The sequence below is a fragment of the Streptococcus sp. CL6.35 genome (genome assembly GCF_049737915.1).
GTDB lineage: Bacteria > Bacillota > Bacilli > Lactobacillales > Streptococcaceae > Streptococcus.
Map to the genome: position 1 here is coordinate 463,080 of NZ_JBKOTU010000001.1, position 18,366 is coordinate 481,445.

Here is an 18,366-nt window from a genome sequence, read left to right on the forward strand (position 1 = left end):
AAAAATTTAACTACTAGTTTCGAAATGTAAGTAGTAATATTTAATTTATTTCTAAAACCTTTCTATCTAGCATAGCCCTCCAGCGCTGTTTAGTATGTACCCCCTATACTGATAAGATTCCACTCAGAGTAGCTTATCTTGAACAATTTTGGGGATTTTGTGTCTTCGTCATACACTACGAGATAGTGCCCTTCATCATTCCAAAACTTGCCCAATACCTCAGCGTCTTTCAGTTCCACTTTCTGGTTCATATAGTCGCTTTTATACTCAATTTGTGGTGCATCTTTTACCCCAGCAGTAGAAAAACTACTACCAATAAAGATAAAAGCATAAAACAGCACCACAGCAATTCCCAAGAATTTAAAGATTTTATAATTTGTATTATTGTTTTCCATGTTAGTATATTCCTTTTCTTTCTGTTTTGTGTTTTCTTAAATCCAAAGGGGGAAAAATACTCCCTTATCCCACTAGATCATTAAGCTAACTTTTTCAATCACTTCTTGGATCTCATCTAGCGATACTAGAAACCATTCTTTAGGGACAAAGCTCTCTCCATTTGGTGCTATTAATTCCATATCTAACTGCTTGTCTGCAAAATAATGATGAAGAGTCGTTTCTAATTTTCGAGCGCTGAAATTTTGAACCTCAAAACTAGCTACTAAACGGACAGGAGCATAAAGATAGGTTCCTTCTCTTTCTGCATTTGCTAACCGTTTTTCAATTCGATCCTGTGTAAAACCGATTTTATAGAGATTACGGATGTTGGCAATTTGAGGATGGCTACTCAAGGATTTTACTACATAGATATATCCAGTTGTAATTCGTTCGCTTGGACTGATACCAGTCATCACATCTTCTATCAATTCTGTTACCATTCGTCCATGGCGCGTTCTATCGTGCAGATTAGATACAAAAGAGCGGAGTAAGGCCTTCTTATTTTCTGTACCATTTTCATATACGAGATGAAGTTCAGCATTAGTATAACCATTCTTATCAGTGAAGTCTTCTCCTTTAGAAACAACATAAACCATTACTCCATTATCCACATAGAACATATCAGGTTTAATTTCTTTTTCTTTTATCACATCAGACTTTCTGACTTGACGACGACCTTCACTAATTTCATCATGAACACGAGTAAATAATCCCTGATAATCTTCAAAATTTCCCATCCGTTTACGTGTTCGTGTTTTATCCCGCGCTTGAATCGTTCGTTTATAACGTGAGACATCAAATAAAGATTTCTCAGCACTATTCACTGACTCAAACAATTCATCTGATAAAATATCTGTTAAACTAGCAGGACTTGAAATAGGGGGCTCGGACTCAACTATATCTATTTTTAGTAGCCCAAATTCATCATAAGGTTCTAACTTTCGGATGCTATCAGGAGATTTTCTAATACCATTCAATCGAGAAAATAAACTGCGTTCTTTAATATTTCTAGACTTTTGTGGCTCTTGCCCATTATTTTCTCTCACCCAATCTATGATTTCTAAAAATTTCTCCACTTCGTGATCTATAACTATTTTTTTCATAGGTTTTAAAGGAGCTATTAAATGTTCAAAATCAGAATCATTAAAAATGTCATTTAAGTTTTTGAAATCATTCATTACCGCTCTCCATCTTCAGCTTCATCTGAGACAATTGTAACAAAGCATACGCAAGTCTCTGTTCGTACTTATCGTGACTTGATTTATCTGGATGACGACCATTTTCATTTAAAAATTGCTTAATTTGAGGATAAAGAATTAACAGTTCTTCTTCAGAAAACTCCATCTTCTGACCATCCATATAGTCTTGTATTAGACGCAGAGTCGGAGCATCAATTTCACGTGATATAACTTCGTAAGCTCTCTGGAAAGGATTAATCTGATCAATTAAATCAATAGATAACTCATCAATATTCACAAATTTATCTGCCATTTTTAGAAAGTCTGTTTGCCCTACTCCCTCTTTCCGTTCAGCTGATTGAACTACCGATTGACTAATAAACTGTTGACGAACTTCTTCAACTTCAGCCCCACTTAAGTCAGGATAGATTTGTTTAATGATGGCTGGAATCATCTGCTTATTAATGACTTCTGCATCCGTTCCCGCAGCAATTGCAGTTTGGATACGCGGTTCTTGCAATATACTAGCACGTAAGTCATTCAAATCATTTTCTATGATATCCTTTGTTCTCTGTGTACTAGGCTCTTTTAAGCCTTTAACGAATATTTCGGCACCAGAAGATTTCTGGTCTTCTCGGTCTTTTCGTTTGAACTTGAAATTTGGCGCTAAAACAGACTCCATCAATAGACTAGCTGTAATGGCCTTCATAACATTATTCACAGCAAAGAAAACTTCATCATCTTGAGCATCTGGTTGAGAAATGAGATTGGTAAATTGAGCGTGTGACTTATTGGAACTATCGCGTGTTACTCGACCTATAATCTGAACAATTTCTGTTAGCGACTGACGATAGCCAATCGTCAAAGCATACTCAGCATAAGGCCAGTCAAAACCTTCTTTAGCCATACCAAGTGCGATAATGATATCGAGATCATCTAAACTGGTCATTTTGTTTAGGTAATCCTGTACTTTTTCACGTCCTTCTTCTATGACAAGGTCTGCAACTTTCAATACACGACCTGTTTCCTCAGTAACTAACCATAATCCAGTCTTAGGATCTGGAACTGCTTGCCCTAGTTCATCTAAAATTCGGTCAACTTCATCATACTTATCCTTGGTTGATTCACCTGAGTTTACATTGGGAATATGAATGATAGTTTTCTTACTCGTGTCCAGTACTTCGTGCAAGGCATCTGTGTAACGACCACGATAAAAGTTATAACCCATGGCAAAACTTTTCAGATATTTGTACCCCTCCAACTGTTCATAATAAGTATAGGATACCTTATCAAATTTTTGCTCATCTTCAGGTGCCAAAATGGGTACAGAATCTCCACGGAAATAAGACCCTGTCATAGCTACTACATGGGCTGTTGAATTGGCTAATATGTTTCTTAAGGCATTTCCTAAAACTGAATTATCATCTTGAGATACATGATGAAATTCATCGATAGCTAGAAGAACATCATTAAAATCACTATCAGCTAGCTGTTCAAAGGCAAAACGCAAGGTGGCATGCGTACAGATTAAAGCTCTATCATCAGGAGACTCTGAATGCATAAAGTCTACAAACTGTTTTACCTTACTTTTACTGCTCCCTTGTTCAGTCAAATTATTTTTGGGAAGAACTTCCCAATCCCAGTAAAAACCATAATCTGTCAATTTTGTTGAACGAAACGATTTTCCAATAGATCTTTCTGGAACAGCTATAATAGCTTTTTTCAGACCTTGAGCATGTAATTTATCAAGAGCAATAAACATCAAAGCTCTCGACTTACCAGATGCAGGAGGCGCCTTAATCAATAAGTGTTGAGAAGTTCTCTTAGCATATACCCGCTCCTGCATTTCACGCATACCAAGTGCATTATTTGATTGACTAGCACCTGTACCATTGTAATTAATTTCAAATATATTTGAGGTCATTTCGCTTCCTTTTCTGTCATTTCTTTATACAGGTTCAATAAGACACTGAGCCTTTCTTCATCTGATTCAAAAGGCTTTTGCTGGTAGGCACGTTCTACGATACCATCAATTTTTTCATGTGCTTGACGAAGACGTTCGTTCATCGGTTTATTGGCTCCACCGTACAATTCAGCCAAGGTTCCACCTTCTTCTTCTCGAACATCTAGCATTTCAAAAACAGCTTCTTCAAGCATATTTTTCCGACTATCTGAAAGTTCTGGGATTGGGAATGTATTATAAACCAGTCCAGCTGAATAACTATATCGAGTTTCTAATTTCCCACCGATCGCTTGAAACCATTTTATATGCATTTTAGAAACAAGACATCCAAGTAGCCAAATTGGAGTATCATACACAATATAGCAACGATTTGAAATAATTGTATCGTCTCCCACAAATCCCATTGGTATATAATCTCTATCTTCTGAAGTAACAGCAGGAACTAACAGTTGAAACTTCCCTTCTATTTTCCCCTTAGAAAACATATCATCCCATTCACCACGTTGAACAAATTTCCATGGTGTGGATGCAGTTTCTCTTGTTCCAGCAGCCTTAGAATTCAGGCGTTCTTGCCTTACATTTTCAAATAATTGATGGAATTCCTGGATCTTATCTAATTTAGTATATTCATCTTGATCAATCCAAATAGTATATCTAAAATTTCCATTGATATACTCATCTGCTCCAATATACTTTTTAAAATACACTTCAGTTTCAGGATATCTTTGAACTAATTGATTTTTATCATCATTTGTCAGTATTAGATATTTACTTCTTGGCATATTCCCAAAGACTATTTTTGGAAAATTATTTAACTTCTCTGAATCATTGTGATTAGATACAATAATATCATCTGCAAAAGCTAGATAGGGATTTATATTCTTTCCATAACTCTCTCCCTTATCACTATATATAATTCTTTTCTTATCATTTTTATTTGAAAATCCAATGATAGTAACTGTAACCCCTGCATTATGGGCCGCGCTATTATTCCATTTAAACGATTGATATGCAAAGGAAATTTGGCCATATTGTAGAAGAACACTCCACAAAATTGAAACTTGCTCACCTTGATTTATTGAATTTGTTGTTACAAAAGCATATTGAGCATTTTTACCATAAATAAGGTGAGTTGCCTTATAAAACCATCCCGAAATATAATCTAATTTTTTAGAAGAAATTTCTGAACAAATCACATTTTCTAGTTCCTTCTTTTGTTCCAAGGTCATTTTTTTAGAGCCTATATACGGCGGATTCCCAAATATATAAACTTCATCATCTGCCTTAGCATTCAAAACAGTTGTCCAGTCAATTCTTAGGGCATTCCCACAAACGATATTCCCAGCTTCTCTTAAGGGGAGTAGCCTTGGATGGACATCAGCAAGTGCTTCTTCCATCTCCACATTCATCTGGTGTTCCGCTATATACAAGGATAACCTTGCTACTTCATGAGCGAAATCATCCAATTCAATTCCTGAAAATTGGGATAGAGAAATCTTAGATGCATCAGCAATCAATTCTCCTTGATAAACAGCTTTTTCATTTAAGGATTCACGAATTTCACGCTGTTTGATTAAGATATTAATTTCTAAACGACGAAGTTCTTTATAAGTAATGATGAGGAAATTTCCAGAACCACAAGCAGGGTCTAAAAACTTGATAGAGGCCATACGAGTGAGCAACTCTTCTAACTTAGGTAAGATTTGTCGCAATTCCTTGCGACGATGTTCCTCGCTAAAGTCACCACCTCCTATATAGTAGTCAGCTCGTTCTTCTAATTCCGTAAATGCTGCTCGTAAATTATCTAAAAACAGTGGTTTGATGACCTTCATAATATTGGGCACGCTAGTATAGTGCATACCCGATGTTGATCTTGCTTCTGCATTTGCCACGGTTTGAATCATGGAGCCCAAAATATCTGGATTGATTTCATTCCAGTTTAGCAATTCCCCTGCTTCAATGAGTAATTGACGAGTTCTTTTATTGAAAATAAGGTCATGATGTGGCTCTGAAAAAAGCTTACCATTTACATAGGGAAAATCTGATAACCACGACTCCAAATCCTGACGACTAAATTCAGGCATATCTAAAACAGTAAATAGTTTTCTAACACACTCATTCAAGTCAGAACCATCTTCAGATGTCCTCATCTTAATAACATTTGTGAAAGCTCCCTTGGAGATGATATTTGTATCTTCTGCAAATAGTAGAAAAAGAACACGAATCAAAAATAGATTAAATGATTTACCGTCAGTTTCAGTAATGGCAAGTTCAGGATTGATAGAAATTAGTTCATCATAAAGTTTGGTGAAACGCTCTGCCGCTTTTACATCAGCAGGGTTTTCCTTATCATAATCAATCTTTTCAATACCATTCCAAGGTAAGAAGAAATCACAATGGGCTGGTAAATCATTAAAAGAAATTGCTAGAGTCAGTCCTGTCTGTGTATCCTTTGCATATAATTCTTGAAAATCTGTTGTAATAATAAATCGAGATTTACGAACCTGACCATCCAACTCTTTATCAATCTCAGTCAGAGCAAGTAATGGCTGATTTTCAACTTTACGAAAATACAATCTGTTTTTTATTATAAAATCATCAGATGCCACTTTACTTGCTCTTGTTATGGTCGTTTTAGTAATGTCAAACAATGAAACAAAATCAATAATGAATGTCGATTTATTAAGATTCTCTACTAAAACCTTGGTTCTATCCTCAATCTCAGTGATATTTAATAACTTTTTAGCCATTAGATACCTCCAAGAAACGCAAAAAGCCTACTGGATTTTCAGTAGGTTTCAATCTATATTTTTTGCATTTTTTTATTAGGTTATATATATATATATATATATATATATATATGCATTTGCGTAGTCTGACTCATTTTGAACTCCTTTGGAATTAAATTTTCAGAGATGCTGTAAACAATACTAATAACTCTCACCCTAAAACTATTATACCATGATTTCTATTTTTTCTAAAAAACGAACCAGCTGACTTATTCGTTTTCATCCGTTTAGCTCCTACTTCCGATACATTTTAAACTGTAGGAAGAGGTCGCTGTATTTTCCCGTCCATTTATGGTCAAATTTCTCATAAACTTCTAGGTGTTTCATGGTTTCAGCATCTGGATAGAAGGCCTTGTCTTCTTTTTTCTCCTCTGGGAGTAGTTCCTTAGCTGGTAGGTTTGGTGTTGAATAGCCGACATACTCCGCATTTTTAAGAGCATTTTCGGGTTTCAACATAAAGTTGATAAAGGCATAGGCTGCGTCTTGGTTTTTGACTGTTTTGGGAATGACCATATTGTCAAACCAAAGGTTGCTGGCCTCAGTCGGTACTACATAGCGTAGATTTTCATTTTTTTCTAGCATTTGGCTGGCTTCACCTGAGAAGGTCACACCGATAGCAGCGTTGTTCTGAATCATATAGCCCTTCATCTCATCCGCCACAATAGCCTTGATATTTGGAGTCAATTTATAGAGCTTATCCACTGTTTCTTCCAACTGCTGGGTATCCTTGGAGTTGAGGCTGTAGCCGAGGGAGTTGAGCCCCAGTCCCAATACCTCACGCGCCCCATCAAAGAGCATGATAGAGTTCTTATACTCTGGTTTCCAGAGGTCGTCCCAATGCTCAGGAGCCTCATCTACCATGGTTTCATTGTAGACAATTCCTAAGGTTCCCCAGAAGTAAGGGATAGAGAATTTATTGCCTGGGTCAAAGGACTGGTTGAGAAACTCTGGTCCGATATTTTCAAGACCTTCAAGTTTTGAATAATCAAGCGGTACCAAGAGGTCTTCGTCCTTCATCTTGTTAATCATGTATTCACTAGGAATGGCAATATCGTAGGTCGTTCCACCCTGCTTGATCTTGGTATACATGGCTTCATTGGAGTCAAAAGTCTCGTACTGGACTTGGATTCCTGTTTCTTCTGTGAACTGAGTCAAGAGTTCAGGATCTATATAGTCCCCCCAGTTGTAGATAACCAGTTTTTGACTATCTCGGCTATTGATTTTACTATCTAAATGCGTCGCAATTCCCCATAAGACGAGGATAATGGCTACAATTCCTGCTAAAAATGAATAGAGTTTTTTCATGCTTGCTCCTCCTTCTCACGTGAGATAAAGTAATATCCAACCACTAGGATAATACTAAAGAGAAAGACAAGGGCAGACAGAGCATTGATTTCTAGCGAAATCCCCTTACGAGCACGAGAGTAAATCTCGACTGACAGGGTTGAAAAGCCATTTCCCGTTACAAAGAAGGTCACGGCAAAGTCATCTAGCGAATAGGTGAAGGCCATGAAATAACCTGCAATGATAGACGGAGTCAGGTAAGGAAGCATGATTTCCTTGAACATCTGAAATTGACTGGCTCCCAAATCATAGGCCGCATGAATCATATCGCCGTTCATTTCCTTAAGACGTGGCAAGACCATCAAGACCACGATAGGAATCGAGAAGGCCACGTGACTAGATAGAACGGTCAAAAAGCCAAGTGAAAACTTAAGTTGAGTAAAAAGAATCAAGAAGCTGGCACCAATCATAACATCAGGCGCAACCATGAGGATATTATTGAGTGAAAGAAAGGCTTCTTGGTATTTCTTACGAGACTGGTAGATATAAATAGCTCCAAAAGTCCCGATAATGGTCGCTATCAAGGCTGATAGAAAGGCCAAGAAAAAGGTCTGAGTCACAATTAACATAAGGCGACCATCGCCAAACATGGTTTTAAAATGGCTCAAGCTAAAGCCTGTAAAGCTATTCATGTCATTGCCTGCGTTAAAGGCATAACCAATCAGGTAAAAGATAGGCAGGTAGAGGACAAGAAAGACCAGTCCCAGATAAAGGTTGGCAAATTTTTTCATCGTTCTCTCCTTTCCTTGGTCACCCACATGGTGATGAACATGGTCAAGATGAGAATTACACCGATGGTTGAACCCATACCGTAGTTGTCATTGGTTAGAAAATTCTGCTCAATGGCTGTACCTAGTGTGATAACGCGGTTCCCACCAATCAAACGGGTCAGCATGAAGAGACTCAAGCTGGGGATAAAGACAGATTGGACCCCACTTCTCACTCCGTTCATCGATAGAGGGAAGATGACATGACGGAAGGTCTCCCACTTGGTCGCACCGAGGTCATAGCTGGCATTGATGAGATTGTTGTCCATATCATCCAAGACATTGAAAATCGGCAAGATCATAAAGGGAAGCTCGATGTAGCTTGCGACAAAGATAAAGGAGAAATCGGTAAAGAGTAACTGATGTGAACCGATTCCGATAAATTCCAAGAATTGATTAATAGAGCCATTTTGACCAAAAATCCCAATAAAGGCATATGCTTTAAGAAGCAAATTGATCCAGGTAGGCAGGATAATCAGCATGAGCCAGAGTTGACGGTGCTTGAGACGGGTCAAAAAGAGGGCTGTTGGATAGCTGATAAGCAAGGTCACAAAGGTCACAATTCCTGCATAAAGTACAGAGTTAAAGCTCATTTTGAGGTAGGTCAAGTTTTGTGACGCAAAGTAGGATTTATAATTTTCTAAACTAAACTGGCCTTCGATATTGAAAAAGGATTGTCCGAAAATCAAGACCAAGGGTGCCAGGACAAAGAGTGCAATCCAGAGCATGTAGGGCACTACAAAGAGTTTAGAGCTTGTTTTCTTCATCTCTTTCCTCCTCGATTGCATTGATCAGACCTGCTTCTTGCTCTTCAATTTCCACGTATTCTTCGATACGGGCATCGAACTCTTCTTCGGTTTCGTTGAGACGCATGATATGGATGTCTTCTGGCTCAAAGTCCAAACCGATTTCCTCACCCACGATGGCCTTACGGGTTGAGTGGATTATCCATTCATTTCCAAGTTCGTCATAGGCGATGATTTCATAGTGTACCCCACGGAAGAGCTGGGTATCGACCTTAACTTGGAGCTTGCCTTCTTCAGGAAGGGTAATCCGCAAGTCCTCTGGACGAATCACGACCTCAACAGGTTCATTTGGCTTCATCCCACCATCGACCGCTTCAAAGCGTTTGCCGTTGAACTCAACCAAGTAGTCCTCAATCATAATTCCTGGCAAGATATTTGACTCACCGATAAAGGTGGCAACAAAGTGATTGATCGGCTCATCGTAGATATCCACAGGTGTTCCAGACTGGACAATCTCGCCATCATTCATAACGAAAATCCAGTCACTCATAGCCAGGGCTTCTTCCTGATCGTGAGTGACAAAGACAAAGGTAATGCCCAATCGTTGTTGCAGTTCACGCAGTTCGTACTGCATATCTGTTCTTAATTTTAAGTCCAACGCTGACAAAGGCTCGTCCAGCAAGACCACACGGGGTTGGTTGATAATGGCACGGGCAATAGCCACACGCTGACGTTGTCCTCCAGAGAGTTTACGGATGGAACGTTTTTCATACCCTTCCAACTGAACCATCTTGAGAACTTCCGCTACGCGTTTCTCGATTTCTTTCTTGTCAATCTTGCGCAAGCGGAGTGGAAAAGCAACATTTTCAAACACATTCATATGTGGAAACAAGGCATAGGATTGGAAGACCGTATGGACGTCTCGCTTGTTGGTTGGGATGTCATTGATACGGACACCATCCAGCAAAATATCTCCTGTCGTCGCATCCAGTAAACCTGCAATGATGTTAAGGATAGTTGATTTCCCTGAACCAGACGCGCCTAGAAGAGTATAGAACTTCCCTTCTTCCAACTCAAAGTTGATATCTTTGAGAACCTTGGTGTTGCTGTCTTCAAAAACTTTAGAGACGTTTTTGAATTCAATAATTGGTTTTTTCAATTGTCATTTATTCCTTCTTTTTCATAGATTAACAGATCAGGGCTCTGTCAGGCCGCTACTACCTCGCGTAGGAGATTGAACTGCCTACATTCTTCTGCACTGACGATAGGCTTTCACCCCCTTTCCATGACATAGCAGCAGCTTTTCAACTACAGCTTCCTACTTGCTTTCACCCAAGATACGAACTTCTCTCTCAAGAGTAACGCCAGAGTGTTCCTTGACTTTTTCGATAACAGACTCAATCAAGTCCTCGTAGTCTTTAGCCGTTCCATCAGCGACATTGATCATAAAACCTGCGTGTTTTTCTGAGACTTCTACTCCACCAATACGATAGCCTTTCAAGCCAGCTTCAGAAATTAACTGACCTGCAAAATGCCCTACTGGACGCTTAAAGACCGAACCACAAGATGGATATTCTAAAGGTTGCTTGAGTTCACGTAGATGCGTCAAGCGATCCATTTCTTGCTTGATAACCGGATGGCTTCCTGGGGCTAGGGCAAATTTAGCTGATAAGACAACTGCACCAGACTCCTGAATGGCTGAATGGCGGTAACCAAAAGCCAAGTCCTTGACAGATAGGGTCTCGATTTCTCCATCCTTGGTCAAAATTTTACAAGACTGTAAGATGTGGGCAATCTCACCACCATAGGCACCCGCATTCATAAAGACAGCACCACCGACACTTCCAGGAATACCACAAGCAAACTCAAAACCAGTCAAACTATGACGGAGGGCAATGCGAGTTGTTTCAATCAAGTTAGCACCAGCCTCAGCTTCGATGGTATAGCCATCAACGGAAACATGATTGAGCTTGTCACACAAGATAACAAATCCACGAATCCCACCATCACGAACAATGATGTTGCTAGCATTTCCCAGCACCATCCAAGGGATATTTTCTTGATTGGCAAATTTGACAACGCGCGCCAACTCAAAACGATTTCGTGGAAAGACCAAATAATCGGCCTCTCCACCTACTTTTGTATAACTATAGCTATGCAAGGGTTCTTTGAAACGGATATCAATCCCTTCTAAGATTTCAAGCATGTTTTCTTTTACTGACATGACACTCTTCCTTTTACAAAATTCATTCCATTATACCATTTTTAAGACCATTTGACGACCCTAAAAAAATCTTGGGCTTATTTTAAACAAAAAAAGAGGTTTCCCCCTTTTTCTTATGATTTTTTGCAAAAGATAGCCTTGGTTCCATAGGCAACTAGGATCAGTTCAACTAGTAGAATGACTTCAACTAAGACTGGACTTGTAAGCCAGCCAACTTGGGCTAGAGATGGTGCCAGGTCAAAGAAGGCATGTAGGCCATAGGCTGCTAGGAGATAAATCCATTTCTTCTGGCGAACAGCTTGGTAAACCCAAACAGTCAAAAGCAATTGGAAACCTAGAGCCAGAATCCGTTCAAAACCAAGCAAATAAATCTGCCAGACAGAAAGTGACTGAATGGTTTTTAACATATTTTCAGACAGCAATTGCATGACCTGTGGATTCTGAGTTTGAACTGCTGAGAGAACGATGTAGAGATTAATCAAACTAGTAAGACCTAGGAAAATCAACTCCAAGCCACCATGCCCCAATCCATAAGCCAAGGCATCTGCCTTTTCCAAACTTCTCTTTTTCTCCAACCATTTGAAGAAAATAAGACGAGCAGTTTCCTCAAAAAATGCTGCCATGGCTAGGCCATAGATGATATAGACAAGCGGATGGTCTTGTAAGAGGGCAATACTACCGTCTTTTTGAGGATGCAAAACTAAGATATGCACCAGTTTTTCCAAAATCTGTGAAGAGACAAAGAAGGCTACGGCCCCTAATCCCAAAACAGCTAAATTAATCTGGTATTTCTTTTTGGCATACCAAATGCTCCCTAACAAGAAAGCTAGCAAAAGCACCATGGTAATGATAATATGAATGGTCATTTTCTTCTCCTATTCTGCCTTTTCAATATCTTTTTTCATCTCGTCAACATTGAACTTAGCAAACAAGTATTGACGGTCTTGGACTGGGAAACGTTGATCCAATTGGTCAACAGCTCCCACCTCAATAATGCCTTCCTTGATGACAAAGTCCATGACATGACCACCGAAGGTCAAATCATCTGAAATGAAGTGCAGATGGTAGCCTGCCACACTAACCCCATGGAAAATCTCTGGCGTCCAGAAACCAACGATGGTCCCCGCCACATTATCACGACTATATTCCGGTTGATGGGTTGCGACATCAGCAAACTTGGTATCTGGTGTCGACTTGGGAATCATGCGCACATGCATATGTGAAAATTCCCCCCGAATCTTGATAGAGCGGAAAAGATTTTCTCCGTCATAATAAGACTCGATTCGCTCTTCCAATTCCTTGTCTGTCATCTCAAACCGCTGGCGGAAAATGACCTCTGCTTGATGCGGTACTACTGCTGCATAAGGAATGAGAGCATCTGGTGATACTTCTACAATTTCTGGTTGCTCTCCTGATCCTTTGGCCTGATAAGCCTTGCCATCCAAGACAATCAATTCCCCATCAATGGAATCCAAGGTTCCCAAACCAAGGTCACCATGCTCTAGCAATTCTCCTACTGTCATGGTACCACCATAAAGGCCAGCCATCAAGGCTCCAAGGGTATTGTATTGAAATAATTTCACTGGTTCCTGCACGTTCTTATCCATTCACTTTCTTGTCTGTTATACTCAATGAAAATCAAAAAGCAAACTAGGAAGCGAGCCGCAGGTTGCTCAAAGCACTGCTTTGAAGTTGTAGATAGAACTACATATATACGGCAAGGCGAAGCTGACGTGGTTTGAAGAGATTTTCGAAGAGTATTATTCTATAAATGTTACTCCTAAGTATACCACATTTACCCCTAGATGTGAACGATAGAAACACTCTAGACATTGCCAAGAAGGAAAAAAAAAGGTACAATGTAACAAAATCAAGGGAGGTCTGGAATGAAGAAACAAAGCAAGTACCAAGAGGTTGTTTCCTATCTGAAAAACGGTATCGAGTCTGGACGTTTTCCAACGGGAAGTCGCCTGCCTTCTATCCGTCAACTGAGCCTTGACTTTCACTGTAGCAAGGATACCATTCAGAGAGCCCTTCTGGAATTACGGCACGAACAATACCTCTATGCCAAGCCCCAGAGTGGTTACTATGTCCTAGAACAAGGGCAACACCAGGATCTAGAAATCGAAGTCACTGACGAACATGCCAGTGCCTATGACGATTTCCGACTCTGTATCAATGAAACCTTGATTGGCCGGGAAAACTACCTCTTCAACTACTATGACAACCAAGAAGGATTAGAAGACTTAAGACAATCCATTCATAAACTCCTCTTTAACCAAGCTCTCTACTGCAAGGCTGATCAACTTGTACTGACTTCTGGAACCCAGCAAGCCTTGTTTATCCTTTCTCAAATATCCTTTCCTAGCCAAGTCAAGGAAATCTTGGTAGAACAGCCAACCTACCATCGGATGAATCGCCTCTTGATTGCTCAAGGTCTGGACTATCAAACGATCGAACGAGGCATTGATGGGATTGACTTGGAAGAACTGGAAGGCCACTTCAAGACAGGTAAAATTAAATTTTTCTATACCATTCCTCGTTTTCACTATCCTCTGGGGCATTCCTATTCAGAACAGGACAAACGGGCTATTCTTGACTTAGCAGCTAAGTATGGTGTTTATATCGTCGAAGACGATTATCTGGGGGATTTGGACTCCAAGAAGGGCCAGACCTTCCACTATCTGGATACAGAGAAGCTCGTAATTTACATAAAGTCCTTCTCAACCAGCCTCTTTCCAGCCCTGCGGATTACGGCACTCATTCTGCCAAATGCTATCAAAGAAGCCTTTGTGGCCTACAAAAATATCCTAGACTACGACAGCAACCTCATCATGCAAAAGGCCTTATCACTCTATATTGACAGTCAATTATTTGAGAAAAATCGTCTGGCTCGCTTGTCCAATCAGGAAACTTACCAAAAACAAATCGAGGAAATCTTAACTAAAACACCTTGTCCCCTTCCTCATTATCCCCTACACGATGGTTTATTGCTCGATCTCAGACAGTATCCTAAAATCGCCAGCCTAAAACACAGTCAGCTGAAATTGGACTTCTTTGAGGAGGCTTACTTGGATGCCTGCCCTTATCAATTTGCCAAGGTATCCCTAGACAATCTGGAAAAGGTTTTAAACTATTTAAAAGCAGAATTGGAATAACTTCCAACTCTGCTTTTTTCTTATTGTTCAACTTCTGTTAAGGTTGCCGCTTTTTCAAGATATTTTTGGTAGGTGCCGTCATCCTTGAGTTTTTGGATGACCTTGTCCACCACTTCTTTCAAATCAGCACTATTTTTTCTAAGGGCAACTGCATTAGCTTCGCCGTCCTTCATCTTCAAGCTGACAGTTGCGACAGCTAAGTCTGCATTTTTAGCAGCATAGCTAAGGGCAACAGGCTCATCCATGTGAACAGCATCTACTTTTCCAGCCTGCAATTCATTGACAGCTTCACCCATATTGGTTAGGGAAGTCAATTGAGCTTTTGGCAATTGTTCCTTGACCATTGATTCTGGAACAGTCCCTTTTTGGGCTGCAATATTAGCACTTTCTAGGCTAGTTAAATCCTTGTATTTTTCTACATCAGCCTTCCGAACCAAGAAACTAATCTTGTTTTCATAGTAAGGGATTGAAAAGTCAAAGACTTCTTTTCTCTCGTCAGTAGCGCTAATTCCTGCAACTGCTAGGTCAGCCTTACCAGTTTGAAGACTAGTCAAGACATTATCAAAACTCATGCTTGAAATTTCCAACTTGACCCCAAGTTCATCAGCGATAGCTTGAGCCATGTCAATATCCGCACCGACTACCTGATTTTTCCCGTCAACCAAAGACTGAAATTCAAAAGGTGCATAGTCAGGGCTGGTCGCCACAACCAATTTCCCTTTTTGCTTAATGGCCTCAACAGCTGACTGAGAACCATTAGAACCCGACTGGCAAGCCACTAAGAAGAAACTTGCAAGAAAGCTACATAAAACAAATATCCATTTTTTCGATTTCATAAATAAACAACCTCTCTGTTAATTTTGTATAATTATAACGCTATCCAAGTTGCTTGTCAAGTATTTTTCTTACATTTTCATAAAATATATTTACTAAAAAATAGAAATACAGTGATTAGTTTATCTATCTATTGGGAACTTATTTTCAAAAAAATCATTTATCATATCTTGATGCTGCTGGTTTACAATTGCAATATTTTGTATGTCACTATGATCAAAAAATCCTAATTCTAAAGTTTCATCACTTGTAAAAAAATTTGTAGAGATAGAAGTTTCAGATGAAACTAAATACAAGATTGTAAGAACTTGAGCCTCATCACCATTCGGATAACTGTCTGAATATTTTGTATAAACATTTAAGAGTTTTTCCACCCTCACTTCGACTCCTGTTTCTTCATAAAACTCTCGCACTAAAGCTTCTAAAGCCGATTCTCCTAATTCAAGAGCACCACCTGGTAATCCCCACGTTCCTTTATCTGCTCGTTTTTGTAATAAAATTTTTCCTGATTGACTTAATATTCCACAGGTAAAATTTAAAATAATTTTATCTTTTCCAACTTTTTTTCTGATATTCTGTATGTAGTTCATTATTCACCTCTGACAAAGTAAACTATCTATACAATGAAAGCTTACTGTATTAAAAAGTAAGCTTTCACAATAATTTTATCCTTTGAATACTTTATAGTTCGACAATCTTACCTGTTTCAAAGTAAACAACCCATTCACAGATATTCTTGGCATAGTCTCCAATGCGTTCCAAGAAGGCAATCACTTGGAAATAATCACGACCTGTAACAATAGCATCAGGATTTTTCTTGATTTCTTCTGTAGCCAAATCACGAATGCTATCAAAGTAATGGTTGATTTTTTCGTCCATTGCTGCTACTTCATAGGCTTGGTCTACTGAACCATTCAGATAGAGTTCAAGGGCTGCTTCAACGAAGTTCTTGACATCGCGACCCATTCTCTTGATTTCTTCTTCAACAGCTGGGATACGTTGCTCCCCCTTCATACGAATGGCTGCTCTTGCAATGGAAACAGCATGGTCCCCCATACGTTCCAAGTCCGATACAGCCTTCAAGACTGTTAGAACTGTACGCAAGTCCTGAGAAACAGGTTGTTGAAGGGCAATCATTTCAAATGATTTCTTTTCCAATTTCACTTCGTATTCGTTTACTTCTGCATCGTCTTCGATGACTTCCTTGGCCAAATCACGGTCATGCGTAACAAAGGCACGCACTGTCCGATTGATTTGGGATAGCACTTCTTGTCCCATAGCATAGAACTGGTTGTGCAATTTCTCTAAATCTTCCTCAAATTGAGAACGTAACATCATTTATCTCCTTATCCAAATTTTCCTGAAATGTAATCTTCTGTTTCCTTGTGTTGTGGGTTGAGGAACATCTTCTTGGTATCGTTAAACTCAATCAAATCTCCATCTAGGAAAAATCCTGTCTTGTCAGAGATACGAGAGGCTTGTTGCATGGAACGCGTTACCAAGAGCATGGTGTATTTATCTTTTAGACCATACAAGGTTTCCTCGATCTTACCGGCCGAGATAGGGTCCAAGGCTGAAGTCGGTTCATCCAAGAGAATGATTTTAGGACTGGTTGCCAAGACACGAGCAACACAGACACGTTGTTGTTGTCCACCTGAAAGACCGATAGCTGAATCATGCAGGCGATCCTTGACCTCATCCCAGATAGAAGCTCGTTGTAGGGCTTTTTCTACCGCTTCATCCAGAACCTGCTTATCCTTAACTCCATTGATACGAAGCCCGTAAACAACATTTTCGTAGATAGACATAGGGAAAGGGTTCGGTTGTTGGAAAACCATACCAATTTCCTTACGCAATTCAACTGTATCTGTACGTGGGCTGTAAATGTTGTGGCCGTTGTAAACCACCGAACCAGTTGTGGTCACTTCTGGATTGAGATCCCCCATGCGGTTGATAGCCTTGAGGAGGGTTGACTTCCCTGATCCAGATGGACCAATCAAGGCTGTAATTTCCTTAGGTTGGAAAGATAGGGAAACACTATTCAAGGCCTTTTTTTGATTATAGTAAACGGACAGGTCTGATACCTGTAAAATCGCTTCTTTCATACTGTTTCCTTTCTATCCAAAGTGTCCTGTTACGTAGTCATTGGTTGACTGTAGTTTGGCATTTTGGAAAATATTAGAGGTCTTATCGTACTCAATCAAGTCACCCAAGTAGAAAAATCCTGTGTAGTCACTAGCACGCGCAGCCTGCTGCATACTGTGGGTCACGATGATAATGGTAAAATCCTTCTTCAACTCCAGCATGGTTTCTTCAAGTTGAGCAGTCGCAATCGGATCCAAGGCTGATGCCGGTTCATCCATCAAAAGGATATCTGGTTTAACAGAGATAGCACGAGCGATACAGAGACGTTGCTGCTGACCACCTGATAGGGTCAAGGCCGACTTGTGCAAATCGTCTTTGACCTGGTCCCAAAGGGCAGCCTGACGAAGAGAGGTTTCTACAATTTCATCCAAGACTTGTTTGTTCTTAACTCCTGCACGTTCATGGGCAAAAGTGATGTTGCGGTAGATAGACTTGGCAAAGGGATTTGGGCGTTGGAAGACCATTCCAATGTGCTTACGCATCTCATAAACATTAATTTCTGGACGGTTAACATCAATCCCTTGGTAGAGGATTTGACCTGTTACCTTGGCAATATCAATGGTATCATTCATACGGTTGAGACTGCGGAGGTAGGTTGATTTCCCTGAACCAGAAGGGCCAATTAAGGCAGTAATTTTATTTTTTTCAAATTGCATATCGATGCCCTTGATGGATTCATTTTTACCGTAGTAAACATGTAAATCCTTAGTAGAGAGGGCCACTTTCTCTTCAGGAAAGGTGATGATATGCTTTTCATCCCAATTATATTTTGACATGGCTTCT

General features: G+C 39.7%; 17 protein-coding genes. 1 reads left to right on the plus strand and 16 read right to left on the minus strand.

Translation table 11 applies throughout. From position 1 onward, the window contains the following. Positions 1 to 89: 89 nt before the first annotated feature. The 11 genes from ACLNCP_RS02335 to budA all read right to left on the minus strand — a co-directional run bounded on the left by ACLNCP_RS02335 (position 90) and on the right by budA (position 13,053). On the minus strand, positions 90 to 395 hold the full coding sequence (locus ACLNCP_RS02335; RefSeq protein ID WP_000429946.1) for a hypothetical protein: 306 nt from the start codon (positions 393 to 395) through the stop codon (positions 90 to 92). Positions 396 to 467: 72 nt separating this feature from the next. Continuing rightward, entirely contained in the window at positions 468 to 1,613 is a 1,146-nt protein-coding gene (locus ACLNCP_RS02340; protein ID WP_000997679.1) for a GIY-YIG nuclease family protein, read from the minus strand. After that, positions 1,606 to 3,537 (minus strand): DEAD/DEAH box helicase, encoded by a 1,932-nt coding sequence (locus ACLNCP_RS02345; RefSeq protein WP_023946332.1) that lies wholly within the window; start codon positions 3,535 to 3,537, stop codon positions 1,606 to 1,608. Before ACLNCP_RS02345 ends, ACLNCP_RS02340 begins: the two co-directional genes overlap by 8 nt. Further along, positions 3,534 to 6,326, minus strand: coding sequence for a class I SAM-dependent DNA methyltransferase (locus ACLNCP_RS02350; RefSeq protein WP_001085249.1), 2,793 nt, complete (start codon positions 6,324 to 6,326; stop codon positions 3,534 to 3,536). Before ACLNCP_RS02350 ends, ACLNCP_RS02345 begins: the two co-directional genes overlap by 4 nt. A 273-nt stretch (positions 6,327 to 6,599) precedes the next feature. Continuing rightward, positions 6,600 to 7,670 carry an ABC transporter substrate-binding protein gene (locus tag ACLNCP_RS02355; RefSeq protein ID WP_000737964.1) on the minus strand — a complete coding sequence of 357 codons (1,071 nt, stop codon included), beginning with the start codon at positions 7,668 to 7,670 and terminating at the stop codon, positions 6,600 to 6,602. Beyond that, on the minus strand, positions 7,667 to 8,440 hold the full coding sequence (locus tag ACLNCP_RS02360; protein WP_000712740.1) for an ABC transporter permease: 774 nt from the start codon (positions 8,438 to 8,440) through the stop codon (positions 7,667 to 7,669). The genes ACLNCP_RS02355 and ACLNCP_RS02360 overlap by 4 nt, the downstream gene beginning before the upstream one ends. After that, positions 8,437 to 9,243, minus strand: coding sequence for an ABC transporter permease (locus ACLNCP_RS02365; RefSeq protein ID WP_125393039.1), 807 nt, complete (start codon positions 9,241 to 9,243; stop codon positions 8,437 to 8,439). Before ACLNCP_RS02365 ends, ACLNCP_RS02360 begins: the two co-directional genes overlap by 4 nt. Beyond that, positions 9,224 to 10,381, minus strand: coding sequence for an ABC transporter ATP-binding protein (locus ACLNCP_RS02370; protein WP_424843987.1), 1,158 nt, complete (start codon positions 10,379 to 10,381; stop codon positions 9,224 to 9,226). Before ACLNCP_RS02370 ends, ACLNCP_RS02365 begins: the two co-directional genes overlap by 20 nt. Before the next feature lie 159 nt (positions 10,382 to 10,540). Next, on the minus strand, positions 10,541 to 11,446 hold the full coding sequence (gene murB, locus ACLNCP_RS02375) for a UDP-N-acetylmuramate dehydrogenase (protein ID WP_000111599.1): 906 nt from the start codon (positions 11,444 to 11,446) through the stop codon (positions 10,541 to 10,543). Between the two features lie 113 nt (positions 11,447 to 11,559). Continuing rightward, positions 11,560 to 12,312, minus strand: coding sequence for a YhfC family intramembrane metalloprotease (locus ACLNCP_RS02380; RefSeq protein WP_023946322.1), 753 nt, complete (start codon positions 12,310 to 12,312; stop codon positions 11,560 to 11,562). Positions 12,313 to 12,321: 9 nt separating this feature from the next. Beyond that, positions 12,322 to 13,053: an acetolactate decarboxylase gene (gene budA, locus ACLNCP_RS02385; protein WP_000360311.1), complete on the minus strand. Its 732-nt coding sequence runs from the start codon at positions 13,051 to 13,053 to the stop codon at positions 12,322 to 12,324. A 279-nt stretch (positions 13,054 to 13,332) separates the two neighbouring features. Here budA and ACLNCP_RS02390 point away from each other — a divergent pair, with 279 nt between their 5' ends. After that, a complete protein-coding gene (locus ACLNCP_RS02390) occupies positions 13,333 to 14,604 on the plus strand; it encodes a PLP-dependent aminotransferase family protein (RefSeq protein ID WP_424843988.1) in 1,272 nt (423 codons plus the stop codon). A gap of 20 nt (positions 14,605 to 14,624) precedes the next feature. Here the strand turns inward: ACLNCP_RS02390 and ACLNCP_RS02395 are convergent, their stop codons facing one another. The 5 genes from ACLNCP_RS02395 to pstB (ACLNCP_RS02415) all read right to left on the minus strand — a co-directional run bounded on the left by ACLNCP_RS02395 (position 14,625) and on the right by pstB (ACLNCP_RS02415) (position 18,359). Then, positions 14,625 to 15,440, minus strand: coding sequence for an ABC transporter substrate-binding protein (locus tag ACLNCP_RS02395; RefSeq protein WP_000837373.1), 816 nt, complete (start codon positions 15,438 to 15,440; stop codon positions 14,625 to 14,627). 120 nt (positions 15,441 to 15,560) lie between these two features. After that, positions 15,561 to 16,028 (minus strand): NUDIX hydrolase, encoded by a 468-nt coding sequence (locus ACLNCP_RS02400; protein WP_001106783.1) that lies wholly within the window; start codon positions 16,026 to 16,028, stop codon positions 15,561 to 15,563. 91 nt (positions 16,029 to 16,119) lie between these two features. Beyond that, positions 16,120 to 16,773 (minus strand): phosphate signaling complex protein PhoU, encoded by a 654-nt coding sequence (gene phoU, locus ACLNCP_RS02405; RefSeq protein ID WP_000946460.1) that lies wholly within the window; start codon positions 16,771 to 16,773, stop codon positions 16,120 to 16,122. Positions 16,774 to 16,784: 11 nt separating this feature from the next. After that, a complete protein-coding gene (pstB, locus tag ACLNCP_RS02410) occupies positions 16,785 to 17,543 on the minus strand; it encodes a phosphate ABC transporter ATP-binding protein PstB (RefSeq protein WP_060628585.1) in 759 nt (252 codons plus the stop codon). A 12-nt stretch (positions 17,544 to 17,555) separates the two neighbouring features. Beyond that, the gene (pstB, locus tag ACLNCP_RS02415; protein ID WP_064276499.1) at positions 17,556 to 18,359 is read right to left on the minus strand and encodes a phosphate ABC transporter ATP-binding protein PstB; all 804 of its coding nucleotides are present in this window, start codon (positions 18,357 to 18,359) and stop codon (positions 17,556 to 17,558) included. Positions 18,360 to 18,366 lie beyond the last annotated feature (7 nt).